This window comes from Planctomycetia bacterium (assembly GCA_015075745.1).
Classification (GTDB): domain Bacteria; phylum Planctomycetota; class Phycisphaerae; order UBA1845; family UTPLA1; genus UTPLA1.
On record JABTTW010000002.1, the window covers coordinates 645,011 to 660,311 of the forward strand.

Annotated in this window: 15 protein-coding genes; 7 read left to right on the plus strand and 8 right to left on the minus strand. The window is 60.6% G+C overall.

Annotated elements, in window-relative coordinates; genetic code table 11:
- Positions 1-42 precede the first annotated feature (42 nt).
- A complete protein-coding gene (locus tag HS101_16225; GenBank protein MBE7507814.1) occupies positions 43-1,083 on the plus strand; it encodes an HD domain-containing protein in 1,041 nt (346 codons plus the stop codon).
- Between the two features lie 139 nt (positions 1,084-1,222).
- The gene (locus HS101_16230; protein MBE7507815.1) at positions 1,223-1,642 is read left to right on the plus strand and encodes a hypothetical protein; all 420 of its coding nucleotides are present in this window, start codon (positions 1,223-1,225) and stop codon (positions 1,640-1,642) included.
- 83 nt (positions 1,643-1,725) lie between these two features.
- Here HS101_16230 and HS101_16235 read toward each other — a convergent pair whose 3' ends face one another.
- From HS101_16235 to HS101_16250, 4 genes are all read right to left on the minus strand, one after another.
- Entirely contained in the window at positions 1,726-3,240 is a 1,515-nt protein-coding gene (locus tag HS101_16235) for an alginate export family protein (GenBank protein ID MBE7507816.1), read from the minus strand.
- A gap of 67 nt (positions 3,241-3,307) precedes the next feature.
- Positions 3,308-3,688 carry an STAS domain-containing protein gene (locus HS101_16240; protein MBE7507817.1) on the minus strand — a complete coding sequence of 127 codons (381 nt, stop codon included), beginning with the start codon at positions 3,686-3,688 and terminating at the stop codon, positions 3,308-3,310.
- Entirely contained in the window at positions 3,678-4,058 is a 381-nt protein-coding gene (locus HS101_16245) for a hypothetical protein (GenBank protein ID MBE7507818.1), read from the minus strand. The genes HS101_16240 and HS101_16245 overlap by 11 nt, the downstream gene beginning before the upstream one ends.
- A 16-nt stretch (positions 4,059-4,074) precedes the next feature.
- A complete protein-coding gene (locus HS101_16250; GenBank protein MBE7507819.1) occupies positions 4,075-4,551 on the minus strand; it encodes a hypothetical protein in 477 nt (158 codons plus the stop codon).
- A 134-nt stretch (positions 4,552-4,685) separates the two neighbouring features.
- Between HS101_16250 and rsmA the strand changes: the two genes are divergently transcribed.
- The 4 genes from rsmA to HS101_16270 all read left to right on the plus strand — a co-directional run bounded on the left by rsmA (position 4,686) and on the right by HS101_16270 (position 8,261).
- Positions 4,686-5,573, plus strand: a complete 888-nt coding sequence (gene rsmA / locus HS101_16255; GenBank protein ID MBE7507820.1) for a ribosomal RNA small subunit methyltransferase A — start codon at positions 4,686-4,688, stop codon at positions 5,571-5,573.
- A gap of 74 nt (positions 5,574-5,647) precedes the next feature.
- The gene (locus tag HS101_16260; protein MBE7507821.1) at positions 5,648-6,112 is read left to right on the plus strand and encodes a hypothetical protein; all 465 of its coding nucleotides are present in this window, start codon (positions 5,648-5,650) and stop codon (positions 6,110-6,112) included.
- 10 nt (positions 6,113-6,122) lie between these two features.
- Complete coding sequence (locus tag HS101_16265) at positions 6,123-7,532, plus strand: tRNA modification GTPase (protein ID MBE7507822.1); 1,410 nt, start codon at positions 6,123-6,125, stop codon at positions 7,530-7,532.
- 45 nt (positions 7,533-7,577) lie between these two features.
- Complete coding sequence (locus HS101_16270; GenBank protein MBE7507823.1) at positions 7,578-8,261, plus strand: HAD family hydrolase; 684 nt, start codon at positions 7,578-7,580, stop codon at positions 8,259-8,261.
- Here the strand turns inward: HS101_16270 and HS101_16275 are convergent.
- Genes HS101_16275 through HS101_16285 form a run of 3 tightly spaced genes read right to left on the minus strand, consistent with a single transcriptional unit; the run spans position 8,249 to position 12,540 of the window.
- Positions 8,249-10,291 (minus strand): tetratricopeptide repeat protein, encoded by a 2,043-nt coding sequence (locus tag HS101_16275; protein MBE7507824.1) that lies wholly within the window; start codon positions 10,289-10,291, stop codon positions 8,249-8,251. The genes HS101_16270 and HS101_16275 overlap by 13 nt on opposite strands.
- The gene (locus tag HS101_16280) at positions 10,288-11,031 is read right to left on the minus strand and encodes an amino acid ABC transporter ATP-binding protein (GenBank protein ID MBE7507825.1); all 744 of its coding nucleotides are present in this window, start codon (positions 11,029-11,031) and stop codon (positions 10,288-10,290) included. The genes HS101_16275 and HS101_16280 overlap by 4 nt, the downstream gene beginning before the upstream one ends.
- Positions 11,032-11,091: 60 nt before the next feature.
- Positions 11,092-12,540, minus strand: coding sequence for an ABC transporter permease subunit (locus HS101_16285; GenBank protein ID MBE7507826.1), 1,449 nt, complete (start codon positions 12,538-12,540; stop codon positions 11,092-11,094).
- Positions 12,541-12,862: 322 nt separating this feature from the next.
- On the opposite strand from HS101_16285, the gene HS101_16290 reads away from it, so the two are divergent.
- On the plus strand, positions 12,863-14,923 hold the full coding sequence (locus HS101_16290) for a hypothetical protein (protein MBE7507827.1): 2,061 nt from the start codon (positions 12,863-12,865) through the stop codon (positions 14,921-14,923).
- Between the two features lie 12 nt (positions 14,924-14,935).
- Here HS101_16290 and HS101_16295 read toward each other — a convergent pair whose 3' ends face one another.
- The gene (locus HS101_16295; protein ID MBE7507828.1) at positions 14,936-15,265 is read right to left on the minus strand and encodes a zinc ribbon domain-containing protein; all 330 of its coding nucleotides are present in this window, start codon (positions 15,263-15,265) and stop codon (positions 14,936-14,938) included.
- Positions 15,266-15,301: the final 36 nt, after the last annotated feature.

Here is a 15,301-nt window from a genome sequence, read left to right on the forward strand (position 1 = left end):
TGCCCGCGCGGACGATACCACGAGCGCCACAGGGAGAAAAAAATGGCCATCGGCAAGACCACCGAACCGTCGCCAAGACGATTCATTGACCAGTTGCAGCCCGGTGAACAGGTCGCCGATCAGGTCTTTCTCATCGCGAAGAAGGACCTCCGCACCACCACCAACGGCGGCCTCTACATCCACCTGGTCCTCGCCGATCGAACCGGCCAGCTCCTCGGCCGAATCTGGAGCGCCACCCAGGCCCAGTACGACACCATCCCCGAGGGCGGCTTTCTGCGCATTCGCGGCCGGACCGAGAGCTACAAAGGCGCATTGCAGTTCATCGTCGACGGCATGAAGCCCGCCCAGAAGAACGAGGTCGAGGTCGGCGACTTCATCCCCAGCTCCGCCTACGACGTCGACAAGATGTGGGCCCGGATGCTGGAGATCCTGCGAACCATCAAGCATCCCAGCCTGCTGGCCCTGATCAAACAGTTCGTGAAAGACGAGGGCATCGTGTCGGGCTACAAAAAGGCCCCCGCCGCCGTCGCCAATCACCACGCCTTCGTCGGCGGCCTCCTCGAGCACACCCTCAGCCTGATGGAAATGGCCACGCGGATTCTCGGCGCGACTGACGAAAAGGACAGTCACTATCCGCAGGTCAGCCGCGACCTGGTCCTCGCCGGACTCTTCCTTCACGACATCGGAAAGACGGTGGAGTTGACCTATGACACCAATTTCACCTACACCTCGCCCGGGCAACTGGTGGGGCACATCGTGCAGGCCTCGATCTGGATTGACCGAAAAGCCGCCGAGGTGGAAGACGAGACCGGCCAACCGTTCCCGGCGGACTTGCAGAATTTATTGACACATATTGTTCTTTCCCATCATGGCCAATATGAGTTCGGCAGTCCGAAGCTGCCCGCCTGCCCCGAGGCGATCCTCATTCACTACCTGGACAACATCGACGCGAAGCTGAACATGGCCTTTTCGGCGATCCGCGATGCGCGCAATGCCGAGAGCGACTGGACCGAATGGGTAAAACCGCTGGAGACGCGAATCTACAAGAAAGACGTACTGAGCCGAGAAACTCCCAACGACTAAGCCCGCCCGATGTTGCGCGGGCTAATTGGTATCGATTTTATACCAATGTCGTGCTTATGAGTGATGACAACTTCCACCGGATCGTGTAGGGTATGCGCAGAGATACAGGAGGCAATACTATGTTACTGGAGTTGACAGAATGGCTCGAAAAGTACTGACCGAACTGCAATCACTTCTCCGCAAGCTCCAAGCCGAGCGACAGTCCCATCTGGCCGCCATCCAGGAAATCGACGCCACCCTGAGCGAACTGGGTATAGACCCAGGCAAGAGTGGCGTCACGCGCGGGAAGCGCCGCGGACGACCGCCGGGCAAAGCCTCCGCAAAGATCGGCGGCCGACGCAAACGACGAAAGTATCCAACGAGCGGTACTCAGTCCATCCTGAGCTTCATCTCCAAGGGCAACCGCAACGGCGCCTCCGGCGCGGAAATCGCCAAGCATTGGAAGTCAGAAAATCGAGCGGGAAGCAGCTACAACATCATCAATATGCTGCTCAAAGCTGGCAAAGTGCGCAAGAAGAAACTCAAGGGCGAACGCGGCAGCCTGTACATGGCCGCTTAAGTCGCCGGACCGACCGATCGATAAATCTGGACTCGGCGCCGCGTTTCACCGTGGAGCGGAGTACTCTATCGCGCCCGACATCTTCAGAATCGAAGTACGGTGCTTACGAAGAATCGATCGCTGTCCGGCGCCTCACCGGTTTGCTCCACGAAATTGCCGGGTATGAAATGGGCGTACCCGATCTCGACGGTCAGCAGATTCGTGATCTTCCGTCTCGCCAAGAGGTCGATCTCGTGGCCGATGAACCGCCCGCTGTGGCCCTCGGGATCGACTCTTCCCGCACGAATCCAGGCATCCCGCTTGCTCGCCAGCCAATTGGCTCGATAGACGCATGAGAGCTGCGTTTTGGAATCCGGCTCAATGCGAATCTCCATCGCCGGCGAAAGCATGTTTGACCACTCGAAGAAATCGGTGCTGCCGTAATGGCCGTTCGACGAGCCGAACAACCGGTTGAATTGTTGTTGAACGCCATCGTTCGGCGATCGATCCCCGGAGGCGTAATTGAGCCAGGCCGCGAGCCGTGGCTTCCATTTGTGGGCAAAGGTGTAGCCCAACTCGGTGTGAGTTGCCAGGGCCCGATGAGATAGTCCAAGATTGCGACCATATTGAAAGGCGGCATCGACGTCGTAATCGAACCGGGTCTTGGGTATATCGCCGTAAGCCCGCAGGCCGAATGTATGAAGTTCGATGTCCTTTTGATCCCAACCGCGGCGGTCGTTGTCCAGAATCAGGTAGTACGGTTCAAGGGTGGTCACTGGCGCCCAGCCGCGCCATGCACCAACGAGACCGTATAGCCATCGCTGCTCGTCACCATGGTCAAATCGCCGCGGCCGAATGGCCACGGGCTGGGCCGCGAAGAATTCCAGCTCCCAAAGTGATTCCTGGTCGCCGGCGCGCAGGCGAAAACCATCAAAGGCATTCGTCGTATTACGGTAGCCATTTCGACTACGCAGGCGGCGATCGACATAATCATTTGCCAGCCGGCCCACTTGAAAGCTCAGCGGCTGTCCCTGGCCGGCGGCGTCCTTAAAGTACAGCTCGGCGTACGCCTGAAGAAAATCGTTCTCGTTCACATCCTGCGTCGAGTCGGGAAACTTGGTGTTAAACGCGCGAGAATCCTGGAACTCAACTCCGAATCGAAAGGGATCGAGGATGTCCTGAATCCCCAGGAAAGACCGAGATCGCATCAGGAATGGCTGGCTGCGTGTCAGGTCCTTGGTGTAGTCGTCGTCGAAGTAGTCATATCTTGTTCGCTGTTCCACACCGAAGAGCAACCAATCGACCGGTTCGAGCGGGTCGTAACCCCACTCGCTAATGGGCCTGGCGTAGGACGCCGGTTCCTCGCTGCGGCTCGTGGACATCGCCTTGGCGTGATAATAGTACTTTGGTGGTTTCTGATCGCTGGGCTGACTTGCGGAGCTTTCCGCAGGCTGACTTGTTACTGGGAGATTGCTGTCGGCATTGTGTTGTGGCAATGATTCGTCGGACGACTCCGACTGGGCGAGCGCAACGCCGCGCATTAAGAGCAGCAGGATGATGGAACAGGCAATTGGTAATCGGCCGACTCGCCCCGGTCCATCAATCGATGCGGCTTCCATTCAGGCAGGCCTCGCGACGATGTTCGTGTCCTGTGCCTCTTGCCGGACCCAAGCACGAACTGCTGTTCTAATCAATCTTCGCCAATGCTGAATCAAGATCCCTGGACACGTCGAAGAACTTGTCCAGATGGGTCGTCTTGAGCACAGCCTCAACGAAAGGACTGACCGCCGCAAGCATGAACTTGACGCCCTGTGAATTCGCAAGGGCGGTGATGCGCACCAGGTCGCCGAGGCCTGCGGAGCTGATGTAGCTGACCTGGGACATTTCAAGAATGACGCCGCCTTTGCCTTCATCCAGTAATTTGGTGACCGGTTCGACCCAGTCGCGATCGTCTCCCCCGGTCATCGAACCATTTAGAAAGACGACCTTGGCCGATCCTCGTTGTTCTTCGTGCACTTTCATGAATGCCTTTCGATCGGCCAGAATCGGGCCGAGTTCAATTGCCATCATTGCTCAGGGCGTCACGGTCGGCGCGGTCATCGCTAGTCTGCTGCTTGCGCTCCAGATCAATGCTCGCTCGCCCATCCTTCCAGCCGCGATCATATCCCTGGCCGTATTCCTTATCCATGATCCACAGCCACGCCCAGCCGGCATGATCATCCATCCAGGATTCCTTGGCCTCCCTCATGCCATCGCGGTAGCCACGATTGTATTCGCCGCCCGAATACTTGATGGTTCGAGCCTCGCCGGTGCTCATGCCGTCCTCGCAACCGGGAAGCGCAAGCCCGAACAGCATCGCCCCGCAGCACAGAAACAGCAGCGGTAACCCAAGATAGGCGGCGAGGCGAATGGGAAAAGATTTCGAGCGTGACCGCATCTGCTCCCCTCGAACTCTATTTCATTCTGGATTCGCGATATACGCCGCGTTCGCAGGCGACGACGAAAGTCTCTGCGTTTGTCTTGAGCAGCTCCCAATCGTGACGGATTCGGTCCGCTTCGTCCGCCTCGATGTGGCCGTCATTGGCCACGGCGTCGCTCACCTCATTGAGGAGCTCGCTGAAGGCGCGCACCAGTTGCTGGGTCGACTGGAGCAGGTCTGTGTTGATGTTCGCGCTTTGCTCCTCAGGATTGTGAACAAAGAAACCACCCGCCTCGTGGCACAGCCAACTGACCACGGGAATGTGCGAAGTGACGCGGACGATCTCTCTGATGCGATCGAGAGGATTGCGCGCGCCGCTGGCATCGGGGTCATCGCTTTCCGACTCTTCGCACCATTTGTAGACGAGCGCCGGACTGAGTCGCAACTCGGCGGCCAACGCCTTGACGCCGACCTTTTCGGCGGCTTCCTTGAGCACTTCGTGTGATTCCATTTCGCTCTCCGCCTACCGCCCTCACCCCAATGCGGCGAACAATGAACACGCCTGTCCGCTCAGCCATGCCCACGGTCGGGCTCCAATTAATTCAGTGTGCGCACTATAATCCCAACTTCGCGGGAGCACACGCATTGCCAAACGACGGCCCCATTCCTACAGCCCAATCGCTTACGAACATCAGGAAGCTCCTCGATGAGGCCGGCCTGTCACCGCGAAAGCGTCACGGTCAGCATTTTCTGATTGACGCGAATCTCATGCAAGTGCTCGTAGATGCCGCGGAACTGTCGCGAAACGACTGCGTTATCGAGGTCGGCGTCGGCACCGGAAGTCTGACGAATCTGCTCGCTGCCCGGTGCGGTCGGGTACTGGGGATCGAGATTGATACCAATATCCTGCGCGTCGCGGAAGAGGCCCTCGCCCATCGGACCAATGTCACGCTGATCAACGCGGACGCCCTGCGGAGCAAATCCACGCTGAGCGAGGAACTGCTGGCCGGAGTACGTGGCGCGATGCTCGATGGGCACAAGACCCTGAAGCTCGTCGCCAATTTGCCGTATGACATTGCCACGCCACTCGTGATCAACCTGCTGCTGTCGGACCTCCCCCTCGCGCGGCTTTGTTTTACTGTTCAGAAGGAAGTGGGCGATCGCTTCACGGCCGCGCCTGATACGTCCGATTACGGCGCGGTGGCGATCATCGCCCAGACCCTTTCGCGGGTAACCCGGATTGCGCGTGTGCCGGCGGAGGCTTTTTGGCCACGTCCAAAGGTTGAGTCCGCCATGATCCGACTGGACCCCTGCTCCGCGGACGCCCGACCGGCGGGACCACCGTCAGAATTCGCCCAGTTCGTCCGCGGCTTTTTCCAGCACCGGCGCAAGACCATGTCGCATTTAATCAAGCGGCGGCCTGAGCTGGCGAATGGCGAAGGGGCTTTGGAAGCGGCGGGCATTGACCCTCGCGCCCGTCCGGAACAACTCAGCGTTTCCCAGTGGCATCAACTGTACAAATCGACGCGATGACGGAGCAGGGTCCGGACGTTATACTCGATTCCAACGGCGCACCAGCCATTGCGGCCAAGACTCAGGATAGACGCATGCCCTCACCGGACCATCCTTACGAGACGCTGACCAACACGCACCTCGTCAAGGGCGAGGACCTGAATCATCACAAGACGCTCTATGGCGGGCGATGTGTTGAATGGTGCGTCCACATGGCTTACCTGACGGCGCAGAACTGCTTCGCGGAGTCGCGATCTCTTGTCTTTATGTCGATTCGCAGCCTCTCGATGAGGTCGTCCGCCCGAATCGGTGACATGGTCCAGTTTGTGGGCCGCGTCGATTATGTTGGTGAGTCCACGATCGGCATTCGCATCGACGCTTACAAGGTGCAACCCAAAGAAGACCAGAAGCCGGTCGCCACCGGCACGTTTCTTTTCTGCACAGTCGACGAAGACGGCAAGGCAATACCGCACGGGCTGCCGGCTTTGAAGGATCAGTCGGCCGCGAAGAACGCTCGATGGACGGCCGCCGCCCAGGAAGTCGTATCCGCCCGCAACTGACGCGGTCAGCATGAACCTCGACGACACGATTGTGGCCATCAGTTCGCCGCCGGGAGCGGGTTGGAGGGGGATTGTCCGGCTATCGGGCGATCGGGCTCTTGAGATCGCATCCGAGCATTTCTCATCTGCCGATCGAAGGCTGATCGCGGCGGCGGAGGGCGGCGAGGTGCTGTGCGGCCGTATCCTCGTCGACGGATCGGAGTTGCCCGGCCACGTTCATGTCTTCCGCGCACCTCGCAGCTACACCTGTCAGGATATGGCGGAGTTTCATTTACTTGGCGCTCCATCTGTCCTGGGAATGTTGGTCGAATCGTGCCTTCGCGATGGAGCCCGCCTTGCGGAGCCGGGTGAGTTCACCGCGCGAGCTTTCCTCGCAGGAGCGATGGACTTGTCGCAGGTTCACGGCGTCGCGGGAATGATCGCGGCACGTTCGGATCGGCAGTTGCGCGCGGCGTCGCGACTGCTGCACGGTGAACTGGCCCGCACGGCGGCGCAGGCGCGCGAGGAGATCGCCGATCTTCTCTCGCTTGTTGAAGGGGCACTTGATTTTGCGGAGGAACCCATCGAGTTCATCACCGCCGAGGCCCTTTGCGAACGGCTCAACGGGGTCGTTGCGAGGCTGGAGGCCACCGCCGCTTCCGGGCTGCGCATGGAGCGGTGGGATCGCCTTCCGCTTGTGTGCCTCGCCGGACCGCCCAACGCGGGCAAGTCGAGCCTATTGAATCAACTGACCGGTATTGACCGCGTCATCTGTACGCCAACCGCCGGGACGACCCGGGACGTGGTCAGCGCGCCGATGACGATCGATGATTTGGAGTGTCTTCTGGTTGACACCGCAGGGCTGGGCGTTCCGCGCGATGGATTGGATATGACGGCGCAGCTTGCGGCGCGGAAGGCCATGGCATCCGCCGATCTTGTGCTGATGGTCCTGGACGGCTCCGCGCTTGACGAGAATGTGAGCCCTGAGAGCTTGGCAGGGCTGTTCGCTCTTGCTAAGCCTACGGAAGTGGGATCGACGCCGTGCATTCGCGTCATCAATAAGTCCGATCTACTGGCTCATAAGCATGAGATTCGCGATGCCGCGGCGGCCGCCGACGTCCTGCTGATCAGTGCGCTGACGGGCGATGGTTGTCGCGCCTTATGTCAGCGAATCAGCGCGACACTAAGCGACCGTGAGGTGGACACCCATGAGGACGCCATCGCCCTGATGGCTCAGCATCGTGAGGCCCTGGAGCAGGCCCTCGAATCCGCTCGACGGGCGATCGAGCTTGCCGGACAATCGCGGGGCTCGCTGGGCAACGCAGACCTTGTCGCGGCCGAGCTTCACATTTCGGCCAATGCCCTCGCGGCGCTTGTGGGCCAAGAGGACACGGAATCGCTGCTGGGTCGCGTGTTCGCCCGGTTTTGCGTGGGGAAGTGAACGCATGACATATCCGCTATCATGCCGGGCGAAGAGGTGAGGCGCATGGAACTCGACGGGATTTTTTTGGATTTCTACGGTACGCTGACCGCCGGCGACCGGCATGCGGTCGAGTCCGTCTGTGCGAACATCGTGCAGGACGCCGGGCTCTCCATCAGCGCCTATGAATTGAGCGTTACATGGGGCGAGCGGTTTCTCAATTCGCTGGACTTCGCCTCGGGTAAGAACTTCAAGACGCTCTTCGATCTGGAGATTCAAACGCTGAGCGACACCATGCAGGCACTGGGGACAGAGGTCCACGCGCCAACCTATGCCCGTCAACTCAAGGATTATTGGGAGAACCCCCCGCTTCAGCCGGAGGTGCGACAGTTTCTTGACGCGGTGCGGTACCCCGTCTGCATCGTGTCCAATGCCGATCGCGAGGACATCATCGAGGCGCTGGGCAGGCACGGCGTCCGCGTCGATTGTGTTGTCACGTCGGAGGATGCGCGATCTTACAAGCCGAACCGGGAGATTTTCGAACTGGCCCTTTCTGAGACCGGTTGGCGGCGCGACCGTGTTATCCATGTCGGCGACTCGCTGCACAGCGACATCGGCGGCGCGATTATCGCAGGCATCCGAAACGGCTGGCTGAATCGGGCGCATCGCATCCACGACATCGGCACGCACCAGCCCGACAACGAATTCGAGGATCTCATGGGTCTCTTGCGATTGATTCAGCGAGACTGACCGGATGGCTTATTGACGCCGCCGAGCCTCATTAACAGGCGATTCAGATTTGCCTTCGCTTCGGGGTGGGATGGGTTCGTTCGCAGGGCTGCCCGATACTGTTCGATGGCCTCATCCACCAGGCCGGTGCGGACGAGAATATTCGCGAGATTGACCCGGGCATCGGGGAAATCTGGATCGATTCGAATCGCCGTGCGGTATTCAATTGCGGCCTCATCGTCCTTGCGCGTCGCCTCGAGGGATATGGCGAGATTGTAGTGTGCGTCGCGCAGGTCGGGGTTCAATCTGATTGCCGTTCGAAACTGCTCGATTGCGGCGGCGTGGTCGCCACGACGGGCGAGGACCGCACCAAGATTGACGTTTGCCCGGGGATAGTCCTGGCGCAGCTCCGTCACTTTGCGGAATGCCGCGAGCGCATCATCGGAACGGCCGGCTCTCAGGTAAACGTTTCCCATTTCATAGTAGGACAAGGCGTCGTTCGGGTTGACGGCGATCGCCCTGGTGTAGACATCGAGCGCATCCGCGTCACGCTGAAGCATCTGGAAGGAGTTCCCCATGTTGAAGAGCGCCTTGGTGTACGCGGGGTTCAACTCGAGACAGGTTCGGAAGGCTTCGATTGCCTCCGCGTGATTGCCCACGAGGCCCTCGGAGCAGCCCAGGTTGTAGTGAGCGAGGTAGGATGTGGGGACGACGCGAGTGCCGTGCCGCCAGAGTGTCACCCGGTCACGCCAGACTTCACATTGTTGCCAGGTGAGCGTCGACCACCAGGCGAGTAGGACGGCGATTGGAAGGGCCATTGCCGCCTGCCTGAGCTGTAACCGCTTGCCAATTAGGAACTTCCAGACACCGCCGACGAGGCCCAGGGCGAGGACAAGACCGGGGAGATAGCTGTAGCGGTCGGCGACCTCCTGTCGGCCGCTCTGGAAGATGCCCAGAACGGGAAGCAGAAGCACGGTGTAGCAAATGGCAACAGCCAGCAGGCCCGGGTACTTTTTTCGAAAACTGATCACCAGTGCCGCGATGACGACAACGATGGATGCACTCAAGACGTACTTGAGCGACGCGAGATCGACGGGCAACCTCAATTCGTAGAACGGCGCAAGTTGCAGCGGCCAGAGCGACTTGTAGAGATAGAACACCAGTCCGTAGCAGGCGACTGCCGCGCGCTCTGCGACATTGAGATAGACGAGGTCGATCGCAGCTCCGACGTCGCGCTGCGCTTCAATCGCGACGACGCCCGTGACGAGGGCCGCCGCGAAGTACGGCAGTTTCTCAAGGATCACGCGCCGTGCGTTAGGGCTGGACCAGCCGCGGTCCCAGCCGATTCGCCGAAGTGGGTACCAGTCGATGACGAGCAATATGATGGGAAGCGTGACGCCCATGGCGCGACTCAGCAGTGACGCCACATAGACCACGAAGGCGCCGGCGAGCCACGCGCGACGTCGATCAGTGGCTTCGCATTGCCGGGCTCGCAGATACATCCACAAGCAGGCCAGGAGCAGGCACGAGCTCAGCACGTCGCGGCGCTCGGTGATCCAGGCCACGGACTCCACCCGCAGCGGGTGCAGGGCGAAGAGCAGGCCGGCGGCGGCAGCTCCGATGCTGATTGCCATGCCGCCGGTCGTTGGAGATGTAAGGCCTTTGAAAATCATCCTCGCAATTAGAAACACGAGCGCGGCGCTCAGGCTGTGCAGGATGAGATTCGTCGTGTGGTAGCCGCGCGGGTTCATTCCCCACAGGGCATGGTCCGCGGCCAGCGACACCCAGGTAAGCGGCTGGTAGTGGCCCATGTGAAAGGTCGTGAACATCCATCGCAGATTCTCGGCACCGAAGCCGCGATAGTGATCGTTGCGGAGGATCATCTCGTCGTCGTCGTAGTTGAAGTCGTTGTCGAGGGATGGAAGGAAGACGACAAACGTGATCAGGGCAACGGCGGCGGCGATCAGGATTGGGGCGCGATCAGGCGATGGCGGCGCCTGCGGCGGCGCTGGCTTCGGAGCAGTCGCCTCGATTCTTCGGCGCCTGCTCAAGACTCCGCCTCCGCGAGCAACTCTCGGGTGCTGGCATGGCGGGGCGAGTCAAACACCTCGCCGGGCGGGCCGCTCTCGATCACCCGACCGCCAACCAAGACGTGAACCACATGCGCGGTCCGGCGGGCAAATCCCATGGCGTGGCTGACAACAATCATCGTCTGGCCTGCCTGGGAGAGATCAGTCATGACGGAGAGCACTTCGGCCGTCATTCGCGGATCGAGGGAGCTGGTCGGCTCGTCAAAGAGAATCGCCGCCGGTTCATTCGCCAGCGCTCGGGCAATGGCGACGCGCTGCTGCTGACCGCCAGAGAGCGTTGCCGGCCGGGCGTCGAGCTTGTCCTTCAACCCCACGCGCTCCAGGAGTGCGCGGGCCCGAGCCGCGGCCTCATCGCGCGACAAGCCCAGTGCGTGGATGGGGCCGGTCATGACGTTTTGCAGGGCGGAATAATGCGGGAACAGGTTGAACTGCTGGAACACCATTCCGACGCGACGACGGAGTTGCAGGTGCAACTTGTGATCGTCGCCATTTGAAAGGCCGGGCCGCAGGGTCAGGTCGCCGACCTTGATATGGCCCTGATCGAACTTTTCCAGCGCGTTGATGCAACGCAATAACGTACTCTTGCCGCCACCCGATTCACCAATGATAACCGCGGTCTGACCGCGCTCTACGGTGAGCGTGACACCGCGAAGAATCGGCGACTGCCCGAATCGCTTGTGGACGCCTTCTATGTGAATCATCGACAACCTCAAAGCGCAAGGCCGATCGGATCGGGATTATTCCGCGTCGCCAACCGTCGCTTAACCGACGGAAACGTGCTTTCTCTCGCCACTCAGGGCCGCCTCGGCGCGCCGCGCCACGAGCGAGAGCGGGTAGCTCATCGCCAAATAGAGCAGGGCCGTCATGGCGGCGACTTCGAGAATCGCCGTCGTGTTGTTTGCGAGCATGTTGTACTGCTTGGTCAATTCGACGACCGCGATCACCGAGCAGATTGACGTATCCTTGAACAGGGCGATGAAATCGTTGGTCACCGGCGGGATGACGATCCGCACGGCCTGCGGAACGATAATGCGGCGAAGGGCCGTGCCGCGCGTCAATCCCAGTGCCAGTGCCGCTTCCATCTGCCCGCGCGGGATGGCCTGCAGGCCGGCTCGATATATTTCCGCCTCGTAGGCCGAGTAATTAATCGCCAAACCAGCGATCGCGGCCATGACCGGATTGAAGCTGATGTGCAAGAACTTGGGCAGCAGAAAATAGATGACGTACAACTGCAGTATAACGGGCGTGCCGCGCAGGACTTCGACGTAAATCGCGAGCGGGGCTCGCAGAATCGCCGGCCCATAGAGGCGGCCGAGGGCAACGAGCAGGCCGATCACGATGGCAATGGGCATGGATGCCACGGAAAGGAGCAAAGTCATGCCCGCAGCTTTCCCGAGAATCGGCCCGTATTGACGCACCGCGGCGAGACCACGATGGCCGCGATGCTCGGTCGTGTCGAGCGTTGCCGTCGCCAGCCCTGCCTGGGTGTTGTTCCACAGGCCGTACTTATCATAGACCTGCTCGAGCCTGCCGTCTGTTATGAGATCAGCCAGCGCGCCATTGAGCGCTTCGGCCAGCCGGACCTCGCCCTTTCGAACGTACATGACGTAGTAACCGCGACCGACCGGTTCACCGATGAACTTGAGCCCGCGGGCTTGCGGAAGGGTTCGATAGAAGACGGCAATGGGCAAATCCTGAAACGTGGCGTCATGCACGCCTGCGGCGACCTGCATCATCGCATTGGTATTGCCGTCGTATTCAACGAGTTTCACCCGGTCGGAACAATGCTCGCGCAGGTACAGGGCCGGGGCCGATCCGCCGAGCACACTGACGTTGTATCGCCTGCCGGCCCCCGCACCGCACAAGTCGTCAACCGAACGAAACCGCGTCTCGCTCTCGCGACCCATGAGCTGCAACTGATAGATGTAGTACGGCCGCGTGGATGTCATCCGCTCGGCGCGGCCGGGCGTCCACTCGTATCCGTTGAGGACGACGTCGATCGCGCGGTTTTCGAGAAACTCAGGAAGCGTGGTCCAGTCCGCCTGGTAGAACTTTGGACGCACGCCCAGCTCCGCGGCGAGCAACGCGGCCAAATCAACCTCAAAGCCCCGGAGCACCCTGGGATGGTCCGGGTCGGGGAAGACAAACGGCCCGCCGCCTTCCTGATCCGCGCCCCAGACAAGTTCGCCGCGATCGCGAATGCGGTCCAAGCCATCCATCGCGTGCGATGATTCGACTGCGAGCGACGGTGGTAGTCCGATGCACAGAGTGATCCACACGGCGCGCACCCGTCGAGCGACGGCGCGCTGCCTCATGCGAAGGGCGAAGAGGGACAAGCGTTCGGGTTGCTGCAATTCAGGGCGGCCTCGAATCAAACGCAACCCGGCACGACTCCTGGGCGTCACGCCAAAGTCGCCGGGTCGGAATCAACATAGGCGAACTGCGCCGCGTTTCAAGCAGGAACTTCCCCGGTAGAATCGCTATTTGAGCGCATCGCGGCGGAAAATGGAAGCCGAGGACTCTCAAGCGAACATGGCCAAGACTCATGCAACTCGATCCGATGACTTGCCGAACGCAAGCAACGGCCCACTGGGAAATGGTCGATTCGGATTCTGGGCGATCTTCATCGTTGCGGGCCTCGTCCTGCTGGGTCATGTCGCCGTTTACAATTTCCTGTGCGACGACGCGTTCATATCGTTTCGTTATGCCCGGAATCTGGCGAACGGCGACGGGCTCGTGTTCAACCCCGGCCATGAGCGCGTTGAAGGCTATACCAATTTTCTGTGGGTCTTGATTCTTGCGGCGGGGAAAGTGATCGGCGCGGTTCCGGAGATTGCCGCTCGTCCGCTCTCCATCGCAGCGACGATCGTGCTCTTGTACCTCGTTCTTCGGTTCTGCCGGGACACGTCGTCGGCGGGCGTCCATCCCGCATGGCTAGCCGTGCCGGCTGGATTCTTGGCCTTGAACCGAAGCTTCGCGGTATGGGCAACCGGCGGTCTTGAGACGCGATTGTTCGAGGTGTTCATCGTCGCGGGACTGATCGCCACCGTCCGGGAGATGAATGCCGCGACCGAGAATCGGCGATTACCATCAAGCGCCCTTCTCCTTGCGCTGGGCACCTTAACTCGACCTGACGGGCTTCTGATTTCCTGCGCGATCATTGGTGTGCGACTCCTTGTGCAGGTCAGGCGGCGACTGATTCGGCTTCGGCCGATCCTGATCTGGCTGCTCGTTTACATTGGAATCGTCGGCGGGCACTATCTGTTTCGCAGGTTTTACTATGGAGACTGGCTGCCGAATACCTACTACGCAAAGGTGGACGGACAAACCTGGTGGTTTGAAGGGGCCATTTATCTCGCCACGTTTGCCTTTGAGTATGCGGCATTTCTCTGGCTACCGCTGATCGTGATCGGCGCGTGGCATCTTGCCGGAAGGGGCCGCAGCGAGATCGCGCTGCTGCTTCTCGCGGCGATCGTCCCGCACGGGGTGTACGTCGCCGCGATCGGGGGAGATCACTTCGAGTATCGCCCGGTGGATCTCTACATCCCGCTCATTGCCGTGCTTCTGTACTTCGGCGCCGTCGCGATAAAGGGCCCGATCGCCGTACGGGCTCTTACGGCCCTCTACTGCGCGGCGACCATCCTCCTTGGAACGCTGATCCCGACACTTTCGCACCTGTCTTTTCCGAAGGACTACCGCCCCGGCTTCCCCGGACTGACACCGCGGACCGATCAATCGCGCGATCTGATCTCGCGCGGGAAGTTCCCGGGGTTCTTCCGTGTTCCGCTTTTGGGCGACTACCTGTCGGCCTACAACGATCTGTACATCGAACTGAGCAGCCACTTCGTCGGACTGCGCCAGGAGGAACACGCGGCGTTCTTTCAGACGGTCGAGCGACAGGGCCGGCGGCTGGCGGAGCTCGTAAGCGATGGACGACTCCCGCGCAACACATATCTTGCGATCAGTTGTGTCGGGGCGATTCCCTACTACAGCGACTTGCGGGTGCTGGATCGACTGGGGCTGACCGATCGCGTCGTAGCCCGGACGCAGGCGCGCGAGACCGATTGGAAGATCATGGCCCATCAAAAAATGGCAGACCGCGAATACGTGGCCCGGGCGGGTGTGGACTTCTGGTCGTTTGATATCGTTCACCCTATTTTGCCGGCCGGACACCCGGCCCTGGAATGCGCGGCAATCCTCATGGCGCGAAGAGGGATCGCGACGCTTGCGGCAGACCTGGGTGACGGACAATACCTGCTGGTGCAGCCGATCAGACCGGCGAAGGAGATCGCATCGCGATTTCCGGGGCTCAACCTGATACCGGCAAGCACTCTTGACGGGAGTGCGCTGGACTCGAGCAGGCGCTTTACGCCGGTGCCGCGGGAAGCGCAGTTGGGACCGCCCTACGATGCGCAGTACCTCGAACAGGGCTTCTCCATGCTGGCCATCGGTGAGAAGGATGCGGCGATGGTTCAGTTTCAACATGCGCTGGCGACGAATTCCGCCAATGAGGCGGCGGCCGACGCAATCGAAACATTAAGGCAGGAATTGGATCGCCGAAGGCAACAGAGCGACAGCGCGGCCAACGACTGAGCGAGCGCGCCGTCAGGAAGTCTTGGGCTTCTTCGGCGAATCGGCTTTGGCCGGCTTGGGGGACTCGGGGGCTGAACTTTTCGTCTCGGACTTGGCCGGCGCCGGTTTCGCGGATTCGGTCTCTGACTTCGCCTTTTCCTTGTAGCCGGCGCTGCGGTAATCGGTCTGGTAGAAGCCGGAGCCTTTGAAGAGGACGGCGCCGCCGGTGCCTATCAGCCTTCGTACCGGGCGCGCTGCGTCACAAACCGGACAGTGGCTCTTGGAAAGCGGGCGCGCCTTGATGGACTGGAAGACTTCCATCTTGGCGCCGCACTTTTTACACTCATAGTCATATGTCGGCATGAAAAGGACTCCCGATGCGGATTCTCCGCCAGCATC

Bases quoted from the DNA above. Each gene is read 5' to 3' on its own strand.
- HS101_16225 (MBE7507814.1), top strand. From the start codon at position 43: ATGGCCATCGGCAAGACCACCGAACCGTCGCCAAGACGATTCATTGAC.
- HS101_16230 (MBE7507815.1), top strand. From the start codon at position 1,223: ATGGCTCGAAAAGTACTGACCGAACTGCAATCACTTCTCCGCAAGCTC.
- HS101_16235 (MBE7507816.1), bottom strand. From the start codon at position 3,240: ATGGAAGCCGCATCGATTGATGGACCGGGGCGAGTCGGCCGATTACCA.
- HS101_16240 (MBE7507817.1), bottom strand. From the start codon at position 3,688: ATGGCAATTGAACTCGGCCCGATTCTGGCCGATCGAAAGGCATTCATG.
- HS101_16245 (MBE7507818.1), bottom strand. From the start codon at position 4,058: ATGCGGTCACGCTCGAAATCTTTTCCCATTCGCCTCGCCGCCTATCTT.
- HS101_16250 (MBE7507819.1), bottom strand. From the start codon at position 4,551: ATGGAATCACACGAAGTGCTCAAGGAAGCCGCCGAAAAGGTCGGCGTC.
- HS101_16260 (MBE7507821.1), top strand. From the start codon at position 5,648: ATGCCCTCACCGGACCATCCTTACGAGACGCTGACCAACACGCACCTC.
- HS101_16265 (MBE7507822.1), top strand. From the start codon at position 6,123: ATGAACCTCGACGACACGATTGTGGCCATCAGTTCGCCGCCGGGAGCG.
- HS101_16270 (MBE7507823.1), top strand. From the start codon at position 7,578: ATGGAACTCGACGGGATTTTTTTGGATTTCTACGGTACGCTGACCGCC.
- HS101_16280 (MBE7507825.1), bottom strand. From the start codon at position 11,031: ATGATTCACATAGAAGGCGTCCACAAGCGATTCGGGCAGTCGCCGATT.
- HS101_16290 (MBE7507827.1), top strand. From the start codon at position 12,863: ATGGCCAAGACTCATGCAACTCGATCCGATGACTTGCCGAACGCAAGC.
- HS101_16295 (MBE7507828.1), bottom strand. From the start codon at position 15,265: ATGCCGACATATGACTATGAGTGTAAAAAGTGCGGCGCCAAGATGGAA.